The organism is Microbacterium shimangi, assembly GCF_043556445.1.
Classification (GTDB): Bacteria; Actinomycetota; Actinomycetes; order Actinomycetales; family Microbacteriaceae; genus Microbacterium.
In genome coordinates this window covers 831,778-849,201 of record NZ_JBIGII010000004.1, presented here as the reverse complement: position 1 = coordinate 849,201, position 17,424 = coordinate 831,778, and the positions used below count along the sequence as shown (strand labels likewise).

The 17,424-nt window shown below is 69.9% G+C and carries 21 protein-coding genes; 14 read left to right on the top strand and 7 right to left on the bottom strand.

The window, feature by feature from the left end; all coding sequences use genetic code 11:
• Positions 1–25: 25 nt before the first annotated feature.
• From sufD to ACFXQA_RS10980, 11 genes are read left to right on the top strand one after another with little or no spacing between them, the layout of a single operon-like run.
• Positions 26–1,228, top strand: coding sequence for a Fe-S cluster assembly protein SufD (gene sufD / locus ACFXQA_RS11030; RefSeq protein ID WP_394519874.1), 1,203 nt, complete (start codon positions 26–28; stop codon positions 1,226–1,228).
• Entirely contained in the window at positions 1,225–1,554 is a 330-nt protein-coding gene (locus ACFXQA_RS11025; RefSeq protein WP_394519873.1) for a non-heme iron oxygenase ferredoxin subunit, read from the top strand. The genes sufD and ACFXQA_RS11025 overlap by 4 nt, the downstream gene beginning before the upstream one ends.
• Before the next feature lie 14 nt (positions 1,555–1,568).
• On the top strand, positions 1,569–2,339 hold the full coding sequence (gene sufC, locus ACFXQA_RS11020) for a Fe-S cluster assembly ATPase SufC (RefSeq protein ID WP_394519872.1): 771 nt from the start codon (positions 1,569–1,571) through the stop codon (positions 2,337–2,339).
• Between the two features lie 9 nt (positions 2,340–2,348).
• On the top strand, positions 2,349–2,678 hold the full coding sequence (locus ACFXQA_RS11015; protein WP_394519871.1) for a metal-sulfur cluster assembly factor: 330 nt from the start codon (positions 2,349–2,351) through the stop codon (positions 2,676–2,678).
• A gap of 43 nt (positions 2,679–2,721) precedes the next feature.
• Positions 2,722–3,894 (top strand): MalY/PatB family protein, encoded by a 1,173-nt coding sequence (locus ACFXQA_RS11010; protein WP_394519870.1) that lies wholly within the window; start codon positions 2,722–2,724, stop codon positions 3,892–3,894.
• A complete protein-coding gene (locus ACFXQA_RS11005; RefSeq protein ID WP_394519869.1) occupies positions 3,891–5,270 on the top strand; it encodes an MFS transporter in 1,380 nt (459 codons plus the stop codon). The genes ACFXQA_RS11010 and ACFXQA_RS11005 overlap by 4 nt, the downstream gene beginning before the upstream one ends.
• 15 nt (positions 5,271–5,285) lie before the next feature.
• Positions 5,286–6,227: a siderophore-interacting protein gene (locus tag ACFXQA_RS11000; protein WP_394519868.1), complete on the top strand. Its 942-nt coding sequence runs from the start codon at positions 5,286–5,288 to the stop codon at positions 6,225–6,227.
• The gene (locus ACFXQA_RS10995) at positions 6,224–7,237 is read left to right on the top strand and encodes a FecCD family ABC transporter permease (protein ID WP_394519867.1); all 1,014 of its coding nucleotides are present in this window, start codon (positions 6,224–6,226) and stop codon (positions 7,235–7,237) included. Before ACFXQA_RS11000 ends, ACFXQA_RS10995 begins: the two co-directional genes overlap by 4 nt.
• On the top strand, positions 7,234–8,268 hold the full coding sequence (locus ACFXQA_RS10990) for a FecCD family ABC transporter permease (RefSeq protein ID WP_394519866.1): 1,035 nt from the start codon (positions 7,234–7,236) through the stop codon (positions 8,266–8,268). Before ACFXQA_RS10995 ends, ACFXQA_RS10990 begins: the two co-directional genes overlap by 4 nt.
• Positions 8,265–9,101 carry an ABC transporter ATP-binding protein gene (locus tag ACFXQA_RS10985; RefSeq protein ID WP_394519865.1) on the top strand — a complete coding sequence of 279 codons (837 nt, stop codon included), beginning with the start codon at positions 8,265–8,267 and terminating at the stop codon, positions 9,099–9,101. Before ACFXQA_RS10990 ends, ACFXQA_RS10985 begins: the two co-directional genes overlap by 4 nt.
• A 44-nt stretch (positions 9,102–9,145) precedes the next feature.
• The gene (locus ACFXQA_RS10980; protein ID WP_394519864.1) at positions 9,146–10,177 is read left to right on the top strand and encodes an ABC transporter substrate-binding protein; all 1,032 of its coding nucleotides are present in this window, start codon (positions 9,146–9,148) and stop codon (positions 10,175–10,177) included.
• A gap of 60 nt (positions 10,178–10,237) precedes the next feature.
• Here ACFXQA_RS10980 and ACFXQA_RS10975 read toward each other — a convergent pair whose 3' ends face one another.
• Entirely contained in the window at positions 10,238–10,864 is a 627-nt protein-coding gene (locus tag ACFXQA_RS10975; RefSeq protein WP_394519863.1) for a biotin transporter BioY, read from the bottom strand.
• 116 nt (positions 10,865–10,980) lie between these two features.
• Here ACFXQA_RS10975 and ACFXQA_RS10970 point away from each other — a divergent pair, with 116 nt between their 5' ends.
• Positions 10,981–12,579: an ABC-F family ATP-binding cassette domain-containing protein gene (locus tag ACFXQA_RS10970; RefSeq protein ID WP_394519862.1), complete on the top strand. Its 1,599-nt coding sequence runs from the start codon at positions 10,981–10,983 to the stop codon at positions 12,577–12,579.
• 42 nt (positions 12,580–12,621) lie between these two features.
• Here ACFXQA_RS10970 and ACFXQA_RS10965 read toward each other — a convergent pair whose 3' ends face one another.
• From ACFXQA_RS10965 to ACFXQA_RS10950, 4 genes are read right to left on the bottom strand one after another with little or no spacing between them, the layout of a single operon-like run.
• Entirely contained in the window at positions 12,622–13,464 is an 843-nt protein-coding gene (locus ACFXQA_RS10965) for an SURF1 family cytochrome oxidase biogenesis protein (protein WP_394519860.1), read from the bottom strand.
• On the bottom strand, positions 13,461–13,673 hold the full coding sequence (locus ACFXQA_RS10960; RefSeq protein ID WP_394519859.1) for a hypothetical protein: 213 nt from the start codon (positions 13,671–13,673) through the stop codon (positions 13,461–13,463). Before ACFXQA_RS10960 ends, ACFXQA_RS10965 begins: the two co-directional genes overlap by 4 nt.
• Positions 13,670–14,035 (bottom strand): DUF3099 domain-containing protein, encoded by a 366-nt coding sequence (locus ACFXQA_RS10955; RefSeq protein ID WP_394519858.1) that lies wholly within the window; start codon positions 14,033–14,035, stop codon positions 13,670–13,672. Before ACFXQA_RS10955 ends, ACFXQA_RS10960 begins: the two co-directional genes overlap by 4 nt.
• A gap of 58 nt (positions 14,036–14,093) precedes the next feature.
• Entirely contained in the window at positions 14,094–14,585 is a 492-nt protein-coding gene (locus tag ACFXQA_RS10950; protein WP_394519857.1) for a DUF4190 domain-containing protein, read from the bottom strand.
• 146 nt (positions 14,586–14,731) lie between these two features.
• On the opposite strand from ACFXQA_RS10950, the gene fabG reads away from it, so the two are divergent.
• Entirely contained in the window at positions 14,732–15,442 is a 711-nt protein-coding gene (gene fabG / locus ACFXQA_RS10945; protein ID WP_394519856.1) for a 3-oxoacyl-ACP reductase FabG, read from the top strand.
• Positions 15,443–15,462: 20 nt separating this feature from the next.
• Here fabG and ACFXQA_RS10940 read toward each other — a convergent pair whose 3' ends face one another.
• Both ACFXQA_RS10940 and serB read right to left on the bottom strand, forming a co-directional pair.
• A complete protein-coding gene (locus ACFXQA_RS10940; RefSeq protein ID WP_394519855.1) occupies positions 15,463–16,158 on the bottom strand; it encodes an alpha/beta fold hydrolase in 696 nt (231 codons plus the stop codon).
• Positions 16,159–16,208: 50 nt separating this feature from the next.
• On the bottom strand, positions 16,209–16,844 hold the full coding sequence (gene serB, locus ACFXQA_RS10935; protein ID WP_394519854.1) for a phosphoserine phosphatase SerB: 636 nt from the start codon (positions 16,842–16,844) through the stop codon (positions 16,209–16,211).
• Between the two features lie 95 nt (positions 16,845–16,939).
• Between serB and ACFXQA_RS10930 the strand changes: the two genes are divergently transcribed.
• The gene (locus ACFXQA_RS10930) at positions 16,940–17,413 is read left to right on the top strand and encodes an S-ribosylhomocysteine lyase (protein WP_394519853.1); all 474 of its coding nucleotides are present in this window, start codon (positions 16,940–16,942) and stop codon (positions 17,411–17,413) included.
• The last annotated feature ends 11 nt before the right edge of the window (positions 17,414–17,424 follow it).

The window sequence follows — 17,424 nt, the reverse complement described above, 5'->3', positions numbered from 1 at the left end:
GCCCACGAAAGGATCGGTCGCCTAGATGACGACGATCACCCCCGTCCCCCTCCCCGGGAGCACCGCTCACACCGACGGAGGATGGGACGACAAGACCGTGCGTGTCGTTCCGGTGCAGACCCGGTCGGATCGGCCCACTTCGTTCGAGGTGGCCGACTTCGGCGTGCCGACCGGCCGCGAGGTGAACTGGAAGCACACGCCGGTCGATCGACTGCGTGCGTTGTTCACCGATGCGCCGGAATCGACGGATGCTGCGCTCCGCCGAGACCTCGGAACGGCTGCCGCGCACGTGGTGGCCTCTTCGGGACTCGACGCGGCCGTCCGCGGTGAGCACTTCCGTCCCGAAGACGTCGTGGCGGCCACCGCGTGGCAGCGGTCGACCGACGCCCTCCACGTGCGGATCGCCGACGAGCGCGCCGAGCCCGTTCGCATCGACTTCACGGGTCTGGGTGCGGGGTTGGTCGCGACAGACCACATCGTGGTCGAGGCGATGCCGAACTCGCGGGGAACGGTCGTGCTCTACCATTCGGGCTCTGCCGCCTACGCGCAGAACGTCGAGATCCTGGTGCGTGACGGAGCCGAGCTGACGGTCATCACCGTGCAGCGCTGGGACGACGACGCGGTGCACGCGGCATCCCACCAGGCGCGCGTCGACCGCGACGCGAAGCTCACCCACATCGTGGCGAGCCTGGGCGGGGGAGTCGTCCGCGTGAACCCCTCGGTCGAGCTCTCGGGCTCGGGCTCCGAGGCGCATCTGTTCGGCCTGTCGTTCTCCGACGCCGGCCAGCACCTCGAGTCGCAGGTCTACCTGCACCACAAGGGCGACCACACGAAGGGCGACGTGCTCTACAAGGGCGCTCTGCAGGGCGCGAACGCGCGCAGCGTGTGGATCGGCGACGTGCTGATCGGGCCCCAGGCCGTGGCGACGAACTCGTACGAGGCGAACCGCAACCTGCTGCTCACCGACGGTGCTCGCGCCGACTCGATCCCGAACCTCGAGATCCAGACGGGCGACATCCTCGGTGCCGGCCACGCGAGTGCGACCGGACGTTTCGACGACGAGCAGCTGTTCTACCTGCAGGCTCGCGGCATCGACGAAGAAGAGGCACGGCGACTCGTCGTCGTGGGCTTCCTCAGCGAGATCGTTCAGCGGATCGCGATCCCCGATCTGCAGGTCGAACTGACCGAGGCCATCGAACGTGAACTCGAAGAAGGAATCATCGCGTGACCGCCACCCGCATCTGCGCCCTCAGTGAGCTCGAACAAGACGCGGCCATCCGCGTCGAGGTGGAGGGCGTGCCCATGGCCGTCGTCCTCGACGGCAACGGCGAGGTGCACGCGATCGGCGACACCTGCACGCACGGCGAGGTCTCGCTCGCCGAGGGTTTCGTCGACGGCGACACCCTGGAGTGCTGGGCGCACGGGTCGGCGTTCTCGTTGACCACCGGGCACCCCCTCAATCTGCCGGCGTACGAGCCGGTCCCTGTCTACGCCGTGACGGTCGAGGGTGACGACGTGCTCGTCGACCCCGCCGTCACGCGCCCCGCGAACTGAAGAAGGAAACCGATATGACTGTTCTCGAAATCCGAGACCTCCACGTCACCGTGGAGACGGATGCGGGCACCACGCCGATCCTGAACGGCGTCACGCTCACGATCCGCACCGGTGAGACGCACGCCATCATGGGCCCCAACGGTTCGGGCAAATCGACGCTCGCCTATACGATCGCCGGTCACCCGAAATACACCGTCACCGGCGGATCGATCACGTTGGACGGCGAAGACGTCCTCGCGATGACCGTCGACGAGCGTGCGCGCGCCGGACTGTTCCTCGCGATGCAGTACCCGGTGGAGATCCCCGGCGTCACGGTGACGAACTTCCTCCGCACCGCCAAGACGGCCATCGACGGTGAGGCGCCCAGCATCCGTTCGTGGACCAAGGACGTCAAGGCGTCGATGAAAGACCTCCGGATGGACGAGAAGTTCGCCCAGCGCAACGTCAACGAGGGCTTCTCGGGCGGCGAGAAGAAGCGTCACGAGATCCTCCAGCTCGAACTGCTGCGCCCGAAGATCGCCGTCCTCGACGAGACCGACTCAGGCCTCGACGTCGACGCGCTGAAGATCGTGTCGGAGGGTGTCAACCGCGCCAAGGGGAAGAACGACCTCGGTGTGCTGCTGATCACCCACTACACGCGCATCCTCCGCTACATCCGTCCCGACTTCGTGCACGTGATCGTCGCGGGCCGGATCGTCGAAGAGGGCGGGCCCGAACTCGCCGACCGTCTCGAGAACGAGGGTTACGACCGGTTCATCCCGGCCGACAGCCCCGTGGAAGCGTAGAGTCCGGCTATGACCGCAACGATCACGGCCGACAAGTACGACGAGGTCACCGAAGCGCTCAAGGACGTCATGGATCCCGAACTCGGGATCAATGTCGTCGACCTCGGCCTCATCTACGACCTGGCCTGGGACGACGAGAACGACGCCCTGGTCATCCACATGACCCTCACCTCTGCCGGGTGCCCGCTGACCGACGTGCTCGAAGAGCAGACGGCTCAGGCGCTCGACAGCGTGGTCGACCGGTTCCGGATCAACTGGGTCTGGATGCCGCCGTGGGGCCCCGAGCGCATCACCGACGACGGACGCGACATGATGCGCGCCCTCGGTTTCGCCATCTGACGTCTGACCGAAGCCCCGCGGAGGGCGCGGGTAGGCTTGTCTGATGAGCGTTCCGCCCCTCCGAGCCCTTCCTCTCGACGAGCTGCGGCAGCGTTCCAGCTCCAAGTGGCGCACCTACCCGTCAGACGTCCTGCCCCTCTTCGTCGCAGAGACCGATTTTCCGCTGGCGCCGGCGATCACCGCGGCGCTGGAGCGGGCCGTGCGTCTCGGTGACACCGGGTACACCCCTCCCGACCCCGGCATCGCGCGCGAGTTCGTCGGTTTCGCGCAGCGACGATTCGGATGGACGGTCGACCCGCTGCGCGTGCGGACGACCGGTGACGTGATGGTCGGCGTGGTCGAGATCCTTCGGGCGGTCATCTCGCCCGGCGACCGAGTGGTCATCACGCCGCCCGTGTATCCGCCGTTCTTCGACACCGTGGCCGAGGCGGGTGCAGAGATCGAGCGTGTGCCGCTCGTGCCGCCCTCCGCCGATCCCGCCGACCGCTGGCGGCTCGACCTGGCGGGCATCGAGTCGGCCCTCGCCGGGGGAGCGCGTGCCGTCTTGCTGTGCAACCCGCACAACCCGACGGGAACCGTGCACACCCGGGCCGATCTCGCGGAGCTTGCCCGCATCGCCGCGCGGTACGACGCCGCGGTGATCAGCGACGAGATACATTCGCCTCTCATCCACCCCGGTGCGGATTTCACCCCCTTCCTGGATGCGTCGACGGATGCGGCAAAGGTCGGGTTCGCCGTCACCAGTGCCAGCAAGGCGTTCAACCTCGCGGGTCTGAAGTGCGCGTTGATGGTGACGGCCGACGAGCGCACCGCGGCGATCGTGAAGGCGCTCCCCTGGGAGGTCGAGTGGCGGACCGGACTGTTCGGCGCCCTCGCGGGGATCGCTGCGTTCTCTCCCGAGAGCGACGCGTGGCTCGACGGACTCCTCGCGGCGCTCGACGACAATCGACGCCTTCTCGCCGAACTCTTGGCCGATCACCTGCCCGGTGCGCGCTACCGCATCCCCGACGCCGGCTTCTTGGCCTGGGTCGACCTGACCGCGCTCGGGTGGGGTGACAACCCCGCCGCGAAGATCCGACGCGAGGCGAAAGTGGCCTTCCACGTCGGTCCGTACTTCGGCGCCGAGGGTGCGGGCCACGTCCGAATCAACTTCGGGTGTGCGCCCGAGGTTCTGCGCGACGCCGTGGAGCGCGTCGGCGCTCTCGTCACCCGGTGAGCGGCCACACCTCCGCGCCCGGGATCTGGCGCGCGCCGTACGGATGGATGAGCCTCGGCTCGGTCGCCCTCGTCTTCCTCGCCGCACTCGAGAGTCTGGCCGTCACCACCGTGATGCCCGTGATCGCCGCCGATCTCGACGGGCAGGCGCTGTACGCCCTCGCCTTCGCCGGGACGCTCGCGACCTCGGTGATCGGCATGGTCTGCGTTGGATCGTGGGCCGATCGATCGGGGCCCTCGGCACCGCTCACGGCGGCCGTGGTGTTCTTCGTCGCGGGTCTTCTGGTCGCGGGTCTCGCCCCCGATATGGTGACGCTCATCGCGGGGCGTCTGCTGCAGGGGCTCGGCGCCGGCGGAATGACCGTGGCGCTCTACGTGGTGGTCGCGCGCGTGTACCCGCCGGCGCTGCACGGCCGCATCCTCGGCGCCTTCGCCGCCGCGTGGGTGCTGCCGGCCCTCGTCGGCCCCTTCCTCGCGGGGGCGGTCACCGAGCTCCTGCACTGGCGATGGGTCTTCCTCGGGGTCGTCGTCCTGGCGGTCGGCGCGTTCGCCCTGCTGCTGCCGCGGCTCTCCCGCCCCGAGCTCCGATCACCGGGCGGGGTCGATCGCGCTCCTGTCGTCGCCCGGCTCCTGTGGGCGGTCGCGGTCGCCGCCGGAGTGCTGACGCTGAGCGTCGCGAGCGAGTTCGCAGCGGGTGCCCCGGTGCTGGTGGCCGTCGGCGTGGTCGTCATCGTCGTGGCGATCCGCCCCCTGCTCCCGCCCGGAACCCTGCGAAGCGCACCCGGTCTTCCGAGCGTCATCGGGCTCCGCGGCGCCGCGGCCGCGGCGTTCTTCAGCGCCGAGATCTATGTGCCCTACGTGTTCATCGACGTCTACGGCTTCTCGCCGGTGTGGGCGGGCCTCGCGCTCACGGGGGCCGCGGTGCTCTGGGCGACGGGCTCGAACGTGCAGGGACGCATCGGTGACCGGTGGAGCCCGCGAAAGATTCTGGGGTGGGGGCTCGGGCTCACGATCGTGTCGGTCGCACTGGTGGCGGCGGGCGTCGCGGCCCATCTGCACCCCGCGGTGATCATCGGGGCGTGGACCCTCGCGGGAGGCGGGATGGGGCTGCTCTATCCGCGGATCACGATGTTGATGCTCGCGCACTCGACGACGGCCGACCAGGGCAAGAACTCCGCTGCTCTGTCGATCGCCGACGCGACGGGGGCAGCCACCGCGATCGCCGGCGCGGGACTCGTCGTCGCGGCTCTGGGCGGGGGAGTGACGGGCTTCGTCGGCGCGTTCGTTCTGGCCACCGCAGTGGCGCTGGTCGGCGTCATCCCGGCGTCCCGGGTCGAGCCATCGCACGCGGATCGATTGGACGTCCGGGCGAGGTAAGGCTACCCTTACGAGGTGTCTTCCGTTGCCGTCTCGAGCCGTCCGTCCTATCGGCCGTACTGCGCCGAGGTGCGCGCCGTCCGCCGCCTGTCGCCCTCGTTCGTGCGGGTGACCTTCGGCTGCGACGACTTCGCCCACTTCGGCAGGTCGGGGCTCGATCAGCGGATCAAGATCCTCCTGCCGCTCCCCGACGGAACCATCAGCGACGTCGGTCAGCGCGATGAGGACGCGATCGCCACGGGTGCCTGGTACGAGCGGTGGCGAGAGGTTCCCACTTCCGAGCGCAGCCCGTTGCGCACCTACACGGTGCGTCGCGCAGACCCGGACTCGTGCGAGATCGACGTCGACTTCGTCGTGCACCACGATGCCGGTCCGGCCGGGGAATGGGCCTCGCGCGTGCGAGCGGGTCAACAGCTGGTCATCGTCGGTCCCGACGAGCGCAGCGAACAGTCCCATCTCGGGCTCGACTTCCATCCCGGCACCGCGCGGCGGCTGTTGCTCGCGGGCGACGAGACCGCCGTTCCCGCGATCAGCGGCATCCTCGAGGCCCTCGGCGACGACTACGAGGTGGATGCGTTCCTCGAGGTGCCGACCGCGCTCGACGCGCTGCCCCTCGAGGTGCCCGCCTCGCATCGCGTGCACTGGATCAGCCGCGACGACGCCGCGCACGGGCAGCGTCTCATCGAGGCCCTGGCGGGGTGGTGCACAGCATCCGCCGACGTTCTGACGCGCGCGGCGGCGCCGAGGCCGCAGCCCCTCGCAGACGTCGACGTCGACCGCGAACTGATCTGGGACAGCCCCGCCGACGCCGAGGGGGAGTTCTACGCGTGGTTCGCCGGTGAAGCGGCCACGATCAAGACGCTGCGGCGGATGCTGGTGACCACCGGCGGTGTCGACCGCAAGCGCGTGGCGTTCATGGGCTACTGGCGCCTGGGGCAGGCGGAACGGCAGGCATGACGACGACGGTTCGGGCGAGGCGTACGCGTCTCGTCACGATCGGCGCGATCGCCCTGCTCGCGGTGAGCGTGGGGTGCAGTCTGCTCGTCGGAGCTCGCTCGGTCGCACCCGCCGTCGTGTGGGACGCCCTGACCGCGTTCGATCCGACCATCGCCGACCACGTCGTCATCGTCACCCAGCGGATTCCGCGCACCGCGGTGGGCCTGATGGCGGGCGCAGCCCTGGCGGTCGCCGGCACCCTCATGCAGGGGCTCACGCGCAACCCTCTCGCCGACCCCGGGCTGCTCGGGATCAACGCCGGCGCCTCGGTCGCCGTGCTGGTCGCGATCTCGGTGTTCGGCATCGCGCAACCGTCGGGGTTCGTGTGGTTCGCTTTCGCCGGTGCGGGGGTCGCCGCCGTCGTCGTCGCTCTCATCGGCACCCGCGGACCTGACGGCGACAACCCGGCCAAGCTCGCCCTGACGGGCGCGGCGGTCACGGCGGGTCTGATCGCGGTGACGACGTTCATGCTCACCACCTCCGCCGCGACCCTCGACGTCTATCGCTACTGGCAGGTCGGCGGCCTGACCACCCGGGGGCTCGACACCGTGGCGGTGGTGGCCCTTCCCGTTCTCGTCGGTACGGTGATCGCCCTGTCGAGCGCGCGAGGGCTCGATCTGCTCTCGCTCGGAAGCGACACCGCGGCGGGGCTCGGTCAGAACGTCGCGCGCACCCGCACGCTCGGCATCGTCGCGACCGTCCTCCTGTGCGGGGGAGCCACCGCACTGGCCGGCCCGATCGTCTTCGTGGGACTGCTCGTTCCGCACGTGCTGCGCGCACTGGTCGGCGGCGGGCACGGCGTGCTCTTCGCGCTCAGCATTCCCGTCGGGGGGTCGCTGCTGCTCACCGCCGATGTACTCGGTCGCGTGATCGCCCTCCCCGGTGAGGTCCAGGCCGGCATCGTGGTGGCCTTCGTGGGCGCGCCGGCTCTCATCGCGCTCGTGCTGCGCGGTCGGCGGGTGGCACTGTGAGCGTCGACCAGGCCGCCCCCACCGTCGTCACCGTGCGCGCACGGGTACGCCGCCGTCGCCTGATCGCGGTCTCCGGGGTGACCGCCCTGCTCGTCGTGGTCACGGTCGTCGGCCTCTCGGTCGGCGACTACCCGCTGTCTCCTGCGCAGCTCTGGCAGACGCTGTGGGGCGGGGGAGGGCGCGTGGAATCGTACGTCCTCTTCCAGGTGCGCGCGCCGAGGGTCGTCATGGGCGTGCTCGTGGGGGCGTGCTTGGGCACCGCGGGGGCGCTGCTGCAGACGCTGCTGCGCAACCCGCTCGCGAGCCCCGACCTGCTGGGCATCAGCGGCGGCGCGAGCGTCGGTGCGCTGTTCGTGCTGCTCGGGCTCGGGCTGACCGGTCCCGTGCTCGCACTGGCCGCGTTCGTCGGCGGAATGCTCGTCTCCGTCCTTCTCCTGGCGGCGGGGCGCCGGGTCTCCGGCGGCGGGTTCCGCCTCATCCTCGCCGGAATCGGGGTGGCGTTCCTGTGCGTGGCGATCACGAACTTCTTGATGGTGCGCGCCCAGCTCGAGCTCGCGCAGGCGGCTCTGGTCTGGATCACCGGTTCGCTCTCCGCGTCGACGTGGGGGCAGGTGCTCGTCGTGCTCGCGGTGGCCGTCGCCGTCTCGCCGCTGGTCGCCTTGGCCGCGCGGTGGCTGCCCATCACGCAACTCGGCAGCGCGACTTCTTCCGGCCTGGGCGTGAATCCGGCCACGGTGCGGTGGGTGGCCGTCGGCTCCGCCGTGCTCCTCACCGCCGTCACGTGTGCATTCGCCGGTCCGATCGCGTTCGTCGCGCTGTGTGCGCCGCCGATCGCCCGCTCACTCCTCGGCAACGGCGCCCTCGGCATCGGGGCGAGCGCGGTCACGGGGGCCGCCCTCCTCGTCGCGGCCGATCTCGCGGCGCAGTTCGCACTGCCCGGAATCTCCCTCCCCGTCGGGGTCGTGACCGGCGCGATCGGCGCCGTCTTCCTCCTCTGGCTTCTCGCCTCGACGAAAGGACGCCAGCTGTGAGCGCGACCACCCCTCCGAACCCCTCGGCGCCGAAGCTGAGCGCGCGTGCCCTGCACGCCGGCTACCCGGGGCGTCGGGTCATCGAGAACCTCGACCTCGAGATCGCGCCGGGGCGGCTGACGATGATCATCGGCGCCAACGCCTGCGGCAAATCGACCCTCCTCGGGGTGCTGGCCCGCCTGAACAGCCCGCTGGCGGGCGAAGTGCATCTCGACGGCGTCGACGTCTCGCGCATCACCCGCCGCCGGTTCGCTCAGACGGTCGGGCTGCTTCCGCAGCATCCGATCGCCCCCGACGGTCTCACCGTCGCCGAGCTCGTCTCTCGCGGGCGGCATCCCCATCGCGGCGTCTTCTCTCGGTGGAGTTCGGCCGACACCGCGCAGGTCGACGAGGCGATGAGGCTCACGGGGGTGGCCGCGTTGGGCGACCGACCGGTGGGCGACCTCTCGGGCGGGCAGCGCCAGCGGGTCTGGATCGCCATGGCGCTGGCGCAGAATCCCGAGATCCTCCTCCTCGACGAACCGACGACGTTCCTCGACCTGAGCCATCAGCTCGAGGTGCTCGATCTTCTCGTGCACCTCAATCGGGAGCACGGAACGACGATCGTGGTCGTCCTGCACGAGCTGAACCTCGCCGCACGGTATGCCGACGACCTCGTCGTCATGCACGAGGGGCGGATCGTCGCGCAGGGCGCGCCGGGCGACGTGCTCACCGCCGAGGTCTTGTCGGAGGCCTTCGCCCTCGACGCCCTCGTCATGCCCGATCCGCTCACCGGCACCCCCCTCGTCGTTCCCCGACCCGGCGGCGCGCACCTGCCGCCCGACGCCCTCTGACCACCACGACGGAACCCCTTCCGCCCCCGAAAGGACAACACCGAATGACCCGCACTTTCCGCGCGACCGCCGTCGCCGCGACCCTGGTCGCCGCCGCCCTCACCCTCTCCGCCTGCGGTGCGCCCGCCGAGACCGCAGACCCCGGAGCCGGCTCCGAGCCCGCTGCCGCAGCGGGTTTCCCGGTCACCATGACGAACATGTACGGCGAGACCGTGCTCGAGGCCGCACCCGAGCGCGTGGCGACCTGGGGGTGGGGGGCGACCGACGCCGTTCTCGCGCTCGGCATCGTGCCCGTCGCGATCGCTTCGATGGACTACGGCGGGGGCGATGACCGCATCACGCCGTGGGTGAAGGACGCACTCGACGAGCTCGGCGGCGAGGCTCCCGAGATCCTCGATGCGACCGCCGGCGTGCCGATCGAAGACCTGCTCGCGACCGACCCCGATGTGCTCATCGCCCCCTACTCCGGCCTGACCCAAGAGGAGTACGACGCGATCACCGGCGCCGGCGTGCCCGTCATCGCCCCCACCGACGGCATCTGGACGACGCCCTGGCGCGATGTCATCACCGAGACCGGGCAAGCTCTGGGACTCGAAGAGGATGCGGCGCAGATCCTCGCCGACATGGACGCTCAGGTCGCGGACGCCGCCGCGGAGCACCCGGAGTTCGCCGGCACGACGATCGCCTACGCCGCGGACAGCGTCGACACGTTCTACCTCTACCTGCCCGCCGACCCGCGCGTGGAGATCCTCGAGGACCTCGGGTTCGTCACCGCAGATTCGGTCACGGCGCTCGATGACGGCGCCGGCGGGTTCTACACGACCGTCAGCGCAGAGAACCTCGACCAGATCGACGCCGAGGTGGTCTTCACCCAGGCCGACGACGAGGCGGCGCTCGAGACCTTCCTGACCTCCGACCGCACCCGGCTGATCCCGGCCGTCGCCGCCGGAGCGGTGGGAGCCATCGTCGGCGAAGAGAATGTCGCGGCCATCTCGCCGACGGCGCTCACCTTCCCGTTCATCCTGCCGACCATGGTCGAGCAGCTCGCCGAGGCCACGGCCGTCGCGAAGGGCTGAGCGCAACGACGAAGGCCCCCTCCCGCTTCTTCGCGGGTGGGGGCCTTCGACGTTCCGAGCTCAGCGCCGTCGGTCGGCGGCGCGCACGCCGAGCCAGGCGGCCGGAAGCAGCAGCGCCACGGCGCCGGCCTTGATGAGGCCCGGCACGATGAAGGGCACGACGCCCTGTGCGAGCACGGTCGCGAGGGTCACCTGCTGCCCCAGCACCGTGGCCAGGATGAGCGCCATGTAGGGCACGCCGATCAGGAACGGCACGATGCTGGCCCCGACGAAGCCGACGAAGGCGCGGGCGGGGCGCCGGTCCCAGGCGCGCTCAGCGAACCATCCCGCGACGAAGGCCGCCGGAATGAAGCCGAGGACGAACCCGAACGACGGCGAGAGGACGTACGCGGGGCCCGCGATGGGCCCGGCGAAGATCGGGGCGCCGGCGAGGCCGGCCACCGCGTACGTCGCCAGGGCTGCGGCGCCGCGACGCGAGCCGAGGGCGGCGCCCACGATGATGACACCCGCGGTCTGGCCGGTGATGGGCACGGGGCCGATGAAGAACGAGACCTTCGCGAGCAGCGCGACGAGCGCGACTCCGGTGAGCACGAGCGTCGCATCGAGCGCGAACGAGCGGATGCGGGTGGCCGGGCGGCCGACGATGTCGGCGAGCACGCGGCCGACGACGGGGGAGGCGACAGACATGGGAGGACTCCTTCGACAACGGCCCGCGGAAGGATCGGCGGGCATCGCGACTTATACTAGAGGGCTGGCCATCGCCGCCCTTCGACCCCTTCCACCGAAAAGATCGGACGTTCGCTGTGCTCGCCGTGCATGACCTCGAGATCCGCGTAGGAGCCCGCGTTCTCATGTCCGGCGTCTCGTTCCGCGTGAGCGACGGCGACAAGATCGGTCTCGTCGGTCGCAACGGCGCCGGCAAGACGACATTGACGAAGGTGCTCGCCGGTGACCTGATGCCCTCGGACGGCGGTGTCGACCGTTCCGGTGAACTCGGCTATCTCCCGCAGGACCCTCGCGCCGGTGACCCCGAAATGCTGGCGCGCACGCGCATCCTCGACGCCCGCGGGCTCGGATCGCTCGCGGTGGGCATGCAGGAGGCGTCGATGCTCATGGCCGATGACGACGCCGACGTCGCCGCGAAGGCGATGAAGCGGTTCGGCAACCTCATGGAGCGGTTCGAGTCGCTCGGCGGGTACACGGCCGAGGCGGAGGCAGCATCCATCGCCAACAACCTCTCGCTTCCGGACCGCATCCTCGATCAGCCGCTCAAGACCCTCTCGGGCGGTCAGCGTCGCCGCATCGAGCTCGCCCGCATCCTGTTCTCCGACGCGCAGACGATGATCCTCGACGAGCCGACCAACCACCTCGACGCCGACAGCGTCGTCTGGCTCCGCGAGTTCCTCAAGGGCTACAAAGGCGGGCTGATCGTGATCAGCCACGATGTCGAGCTGGTCGGCGAGACGGTGAACCGCGTGTTCTACCTCGACGGCAACCGCCAGGTCATCGACGTCTACAACATGAACTGGAAGAACTACCTGCGCCAGCGGGTGGCCGACGAAGAGCGCCGCAAGAAAGAGCGGACCAACGTCGAGAAGAAGGCCACCGTGCTGCAGCAGCAGGCCGCGCGGTTCGGCGCGAAGGCCTCGAAGGCCGCCGCCGCCCACCAGATGGTCGCCCGCGCCGAGAAGATGCTCGCCGGGCTCGACGAGGTGCGCCAGGAGGAGCGGGTCGCGAAGCTCCGCTTCCCGAAGCCCGCGCCCTGCGGCAAGACCCCGCTCATGGCATCGGGCCTGTCGAAGTCGTACGGCTCGCTCGAGATCTTCACCGACGTCGACCTGGCGATCGACCGCGGATCGAAGGTCGTCATCCTGGGCCTCAACGGTGCCGGCAAGACGACGCTGCTTCGCATCCTCGCGGGTGTCGACAAGGCCGACACCGGTGTCATCGAGCCGGGATTCGGTCTCAAGATCGGTTACTACGCGCAGGAGCACGAGAACCTCGACGTGAAGCGCTCGGTGCTCGAGAACATGATGTCGGCGGCGCCGAACATCAACGCCACCGAGGCGCGAAAAGTGCTCGGTTCGTTCCTCTTCGTCGGCGACGACGTGCTGAAACCGGCCGGGGTGCTCTCGGGCGGCGAGAAGACGCGCCTCTCGCTGGCCACCCTGGTCGTCTCGAGCGCGAACATGCTGCTGCTCGACGAGCCGACGAACAACCTCGACCCCGCGTCGCGGGAAGAGATCCTCGGGGCTCTCGCGCACTACGAGGGTGCCGTCGTCCTCGTCTCGCACGACGAGGGTGCTGTCGACGCGTTGAACCCCGAGCGGGTGCTGATCCTGCCCGACGGTGTCGAAGACCTCTGGGGTCGCGACTACGCGGACCTCATCAGCCTCGCCTGATCAGTCTCGGCTGATCCGCGGAAGACCTCGCGGGCGGGCTCGTCAGCGGGCGTCGACCAGGGCGTCTTCGATGTCGGCGTCTCGGTCGCGGCGACGCTCGCGCCGCGGTTTCGGCGTTTCGCCGGCGGCTTCTGCTGCGTCGTCCCGGCGGATGCGCCGCTCGCTGACGATGATGTAGCCGATGAACGCGAACCCCATGATGGCGAACAAGATCCACTGGATCGCGTACGACAGGTGCGGGCCGGGGTCTTCGGTCGGGGAGGGCAGGGGACTCGGCGCGACGGCGGGCGCGGGATCCTCTGACACGAGCTGGCCGTAGGCACTCGTCTCGACGTCGCCGTCTGACCCCACCGCGTCGGCGATGAGCGGGAGGTGGATGGTGGGCACCTGGCCGGCGTCCGCGGAGCGGCCGGAGGCGGGAAGCATCTCACCGGGTTTCAGGCGCACGACGATCGTCACCTCGCCGGCGGGCGGTGCGGGCACGGCATCGGGCTCGGGGTCGGGATCGCCCGGCGGCACCCAGCCGCGGTCGACGATGAACACACCGCCGTCGTCGAGGCGGAACGGCACGAGAACCTCGAAGGCCGCAGTGCCACCGTGGGGACGGTTGCGCACGAGGAGCTGTTCCTCGGCGAGGTAGGTGCCGGTGAGGCGGACCGGGGTCCATTCATCGGATGCGTCGAACTCGCCGCCGACCGGAAGCACCTCGCGCAGCGGCACCGGCGTGGCGTCGTAGTTCTCATCGACGAGCGCGAGATCGCGGGCGCGTTCTTCGTTGCGGCTGAACTGCCAGTGCGAGAGGAAACCGCAGGCGATGGCGAAGACCACCGCGACCGCGACGTAGCCGGCCCACCGGAGCGCCGCCGGGCGTGTGCGCGCGCTCACGGTTGCCCGCCTACACCGTCGGCGACGTCGATCTTCGAGACCTCGACGGGAAAGTCACGAGCCGCCAGGAAGTCGCGGAGGTAGTCGACGTGCGCATCGCAGGCCGACCACAGCTTCCGACGGTCATCGGTGTGGATGCGCGGATTGCGCCACGCGACGATCCATCCGGCGGCATCGCGGCATCCCGCCCGCGAGCACTCCGCCGTCACGGCCGCGGTTCCGATCCTGGAGCGAGTCGAGGGGTCTCGGTGATGCGGATGACGGTGGGCGCGGGGGCGGCCTGCGGCGCGGCCGCGGCGGGGGCCGGTGCCTCCAGCATCCGCTCCGGGCTCACGACGGTCGTGCGGTAGACGTCCGAGCCCACATTCGCGATCACGACGGCGATATAGGGCAGCACGACCGCGCCCGCGGCGAAGACGAACGTGTACCAACCGAAGGGCTGGATCAACACCATCGCGACGATGCAGACGATGCGGATGCCCATCATGACCATGTACTTGGTCAGACGGGAGCCTGCGTCGTCCTTCGGGGCGATCGGCAGCGATGTGGCGGAGGGAGTGGTCGTCTTCACGATGCCCCCAGGTTACGCCCGCCCATCGACTACGGGCCCGTGCCGGACGCAAAGTAGTTCAGGAGTAGTCGTAGTTTGTCGAGCTGCTCGACGCGACCCCGACGACGACGATGACCCACAGGATGACGAACACGATGCCGATGACGGCGAGTCCGATCCCGACCCAGCCGAGGATCGTTCCCGTAAGCGCCATGCCGCGGCCGCCCTCACCGCTCGTCTTGATCTGTTTGAGCGACATGTGTCCCGTGATGACGGCGACGATCGAGGCGATGAACGGCAGCACGACGAAAGCGGCGATGCCCGAGATGAGGGCGATGATCGCCAGCGCATTCGTCTTCGGCGGGTAACCGTAGCCGCCGGCGTAGCCGTACTGCTGCGGCTGCTGCGGATATGCGGGCGATCCGTAGGGGGCCTGGTCGCCGCCGGGGTTGTACGCCGAGGGCGTGTAGGCCGGCGTCGCATACGGAGGCTGCTCGGCGCCGGGGTATCCGGGGGTCGGAGGGCTCGCGGGGGTACCGGCGGGGGAGCCGTTCGGGTTCTCGTCGCTCATGTCGAGCCTCTCTGTCGCTGACCTCAGCGTTTCAGCGCGCGCATGCCGTGTCAAACCCGGCGCGGAGGTCGCCGGCCCGGGCCAGGGGTGAGCGGTACGGGTCGCCTAGGCTGGGGCAGTTCCATCCGCCGGCCAGGGAGTGTGCCATGTCTACCGAACGCGTCGTTCTCGTCACCGGAGGAAACCGTGGCATCGGCCGCGCCATCGCCGAGAGGTTCGTCGCCGACGGCTACCGGGTCGCGGTCACGGCCCGCTCGGGCGAGGGCCCCGAGGGCACGCTCACCGTTCGTGCCGACGTGACCGATTCCGCCGCCGTCGACGCCGCTTTCGCCGAGGTCGAAGCCGCGCTCGGACCGGTCGAGATCGTCGTGGCCAACGCCGGGGTCACCAAAGACACGCTCCTCATGCGCATGACCGACGACGACTTCGACTCCGTCGTCTCGACGAACCTCGGCGGCGCTTTCCGCGTCGTCAAGCGGGCGTCGAAGGGCATGCTGCGCGCCCGGTGGGGCCGCATCATCTTGATCTCGAGCGTCGTGGGCCTGTACGGCTCGGCCGGGCAGGTGAACTACGCCGCGTCGAAGAGCGGACTCGTGGGCTTCGCACGATCGCTCACGCGTGAACTCGGCGCGCGGGGCATCACGACGAACGTCGTCGCGCCCGGGTTCATCGAGACCGACATGACCGCGGCGCTCCCCGAACAGACGCAGGCCGACTACAAGCGCAGCATCCCGGCCGGGCGATTCGCGACCGCCGACGAGGTCGCCGGTGTCGTCACTTGGGTGGCGTCGGATGCTGCCGCCTACATCTCCGGTGCGGTGATCCCGGTCGACGGCGGTCTCGGGATGGGTCACTGACACCGAGGGGTTTCACCGACTCAGTTCGCGAGAGCGACGACCAGCTTCTCGGCGAGCTCGCGAGGCTTCGAGAACTGCGGCCAGTGGCCGGAGTCGATGCCGACGATCTCGAGATCGTGCAGTGCCGCCAACTCCGACGCCCACGGAGGGGCGGCGGCGATGACGTCGCGCATGTCGTTCTCGGGAAAGGTCGCGGTGATCACGGTGACCGGCAGGGCGAAGCGGCGCTCGTCGGTCAGCGAGAGTTGGTCTGTCGGTACGGTCCGCGGGATGGACCGGGTGCGGGCCGCCCACCTCGCTTTCGTCGCCGCATCCATGTCGGCGACCTCGTTGGGCGGGAAGTAGTCCCACCCGGGGAACGGCACGACCTCGTCGACGACGGGAAAACCGGTGATGCTTCCGCCCGGCGGTAGCGGAACGCTGTCGACGAACACGACGCGGGCGACACGATCGACGCGGGCGTCGGCAGCGCCCCAGACCGCATGACCACCGCCGCTGTGGCCCACGAGTGCGACCGGGCCGGTGCGTACGTCGATCGCCGCGACCGTGGCGACGACCCAGTCGGCGAGGCCGATGTCGGATGAGTCGGGCGCAGCGACGCCCACCCCCGGCATCGTGAGCGCGTGCACGGTGTGTCCGGCCGCCTCGAGGGAAGCTGTCACGCCCTCCCACGAAGAGGCGTCGAGCCAGAACCCGGGAACGAGGAGAACATCCATGGTGGTGACGTTACCGACCGGCCGCGACATCACGCGACGAGCGTGTCGGATCAGGGCAGCAGCGAGAGGACCTCGCGGAGGTCGACCGGGCCCACCACGAGATCAGCGCGCTCACGAACCTTCGGCTTCGCGTTGAAGGCGAGCCCGAGACCCGCCGCCGCGATCATCGGGAGGTCGTTCGCCCCGTCGCCGATCGCGATCGTCAGAGAGGGTGGCACCGCAGCATCCGCCGCCCATTCCTGCATCGCCGACACCTTGGCTGCCCCGTCGATGATGGGGCCCGAGACGCGACCGGTGAGGACGCTGTCGACGACCTCGAGGCGGTTCGCGCGCCACAGGTCGACGCCCAGGGAAGGGGCGACCGTGTCGAGGATCTCGTGGAACCCGCCCGAAACGACGCCGACCCGCCCGCCGCGCTCATGGACGCCGCCGATCAGTTCGCGCACCCCGGGAGTCGGCTCGATCCTGGCGATCACGCGGGCGAACGACTCGACGGCGACGCCCTCCAGGGCAGCGACCCGCGAACGCAAGCTCGTGGCGAAGTCGATCTCTCCGCGCATGGCGGCCTCGGTGGCGGCGGCGACTTCGGCCCCGCGACCGGCTTCGTCGGCGAGGAGTTCGATGACCTCGTTGCGGATCAGCGTGGAATCGGCGTCGAGGACGACGAGGAACCGGGCGGCAGGCACGCGCTCGACCCTAGCGTGACGGGCGATGACGTGCCGAGCGTCGGCCGCCGGCGGCTCGGTCCACAATGGAGGAGACATCCGAAGAAGGGACCATCATGGCCGACGTCGAGAGCTTCACGCTGGACCACACTGCCGTCAAGGCACCGTACGTGCGCCTGATCGGTACGGAGCAGGGCCCGCGAGGTGACGTGATCTCCAACTTCGATGTGCGGTTCGTGCAGCCCAACGAGGGCGAGATCCCGACGGCAGGAATCCACACCATCGAGCACCTGCTCGCGAGCCTGCTGCGCGATCGGCTCGAGGGCGTCATCGACATCTCGCCGTTCGGGTGCCGCACCGGGTTCCACCTGATCACGTGGGGCGAGCCGCCCCTCGCCGATGTCGTCTCCGCGATCGGCGACGGTCTGCGCTTCATCGCCGAAACGGCCGAGTGGTCCGACGTTCCCGGCGTCGACGCCTTCAGCTGCGGCAACTACCGCGACCACAGCCTGCACTCCGCACGGGAGTGGTCGGCTGAGATCCTCCGTCGCGGCATCAGCCTCGACGCCTTCGAGCGCGTCGGCGTCTGACCCGCCCGCGC

Coding starts and splice junctions, on each gene's coding strand:
- ACFXQA_RS10980 (WP_394519864.1), top strand. CDS start 9,146: ATGACCCGCACTTTCCGCGCGACCGCCGTCGCCGCGACCCTGGTCGCC.
- sufC (WP_394519872.1), top strand. CDS start 1,569: ATGACTGTTCTCGAAATCCGAGACCTCCACGTCACCGTGGAGACGGAT.
- fabG (WP_394519856.1), top strand. CDS start 14,732: ATGTCTACCGAACGCGTCGTTCTCGTCACCGGAGGAAACCGTGGCATC.
- ACFXQA_RS10995 (WP_394519867.1), top strand. CDS start 6,224: ATGACGACGACGGTTCGGGCGAGGCGTACGCGTCTCGTCACGATCGGC.
- ACFXQA_RS11010 (WP_394519870.1), top strand. CDS start 2,722: ATGAGCGTTCCGCCCCTCCGAGCCCTTCCTCTCGACGAGCTGCGGCAG.
- sufD (WP_394519874.1), top strand. CDS start 26: ATGACGACGATCACCCCCGTCCCCCTCCCCGGGAGCACCGCTCACACC.
- ACFXQA_RS10930 (WP_394519853.1), top strand. CDS start 16,940: ATGGCCGACGTCGAGAGCTTCACGCTGGACCACACTGCCGTCAAGGCA.
- ACFXQA_RS10950 (WP_394519857.1), bottom strand. CDS start 14,585: ATGAGCGACGAGAACCCGAACGGCTCCCCCGCCGGTACCCCCGCGAGC.
- ACFXQA_RS10975 (WP_394519863.1), bottom strand. CDS start 10,864: ATGTCTGTCGCCTCCCCCGTCGTCGGCCGCGTGCTCGCCGACATCGTC.
- ACFXQA_RS11015 (WP_394519871.1), top strand. CDS start 2,349: ATGACCGCAACGATCACGGCCGACAAGTACGACGAGGTCACCGAAGCG.
- ACFXQA_RS10940 (WP_394519855.1), bottom strand. CDS start 16,158: ATGGATGTTCTCCTCGTTCCCGGGTTCTGGCTCGACGCCTCTTCGTGG.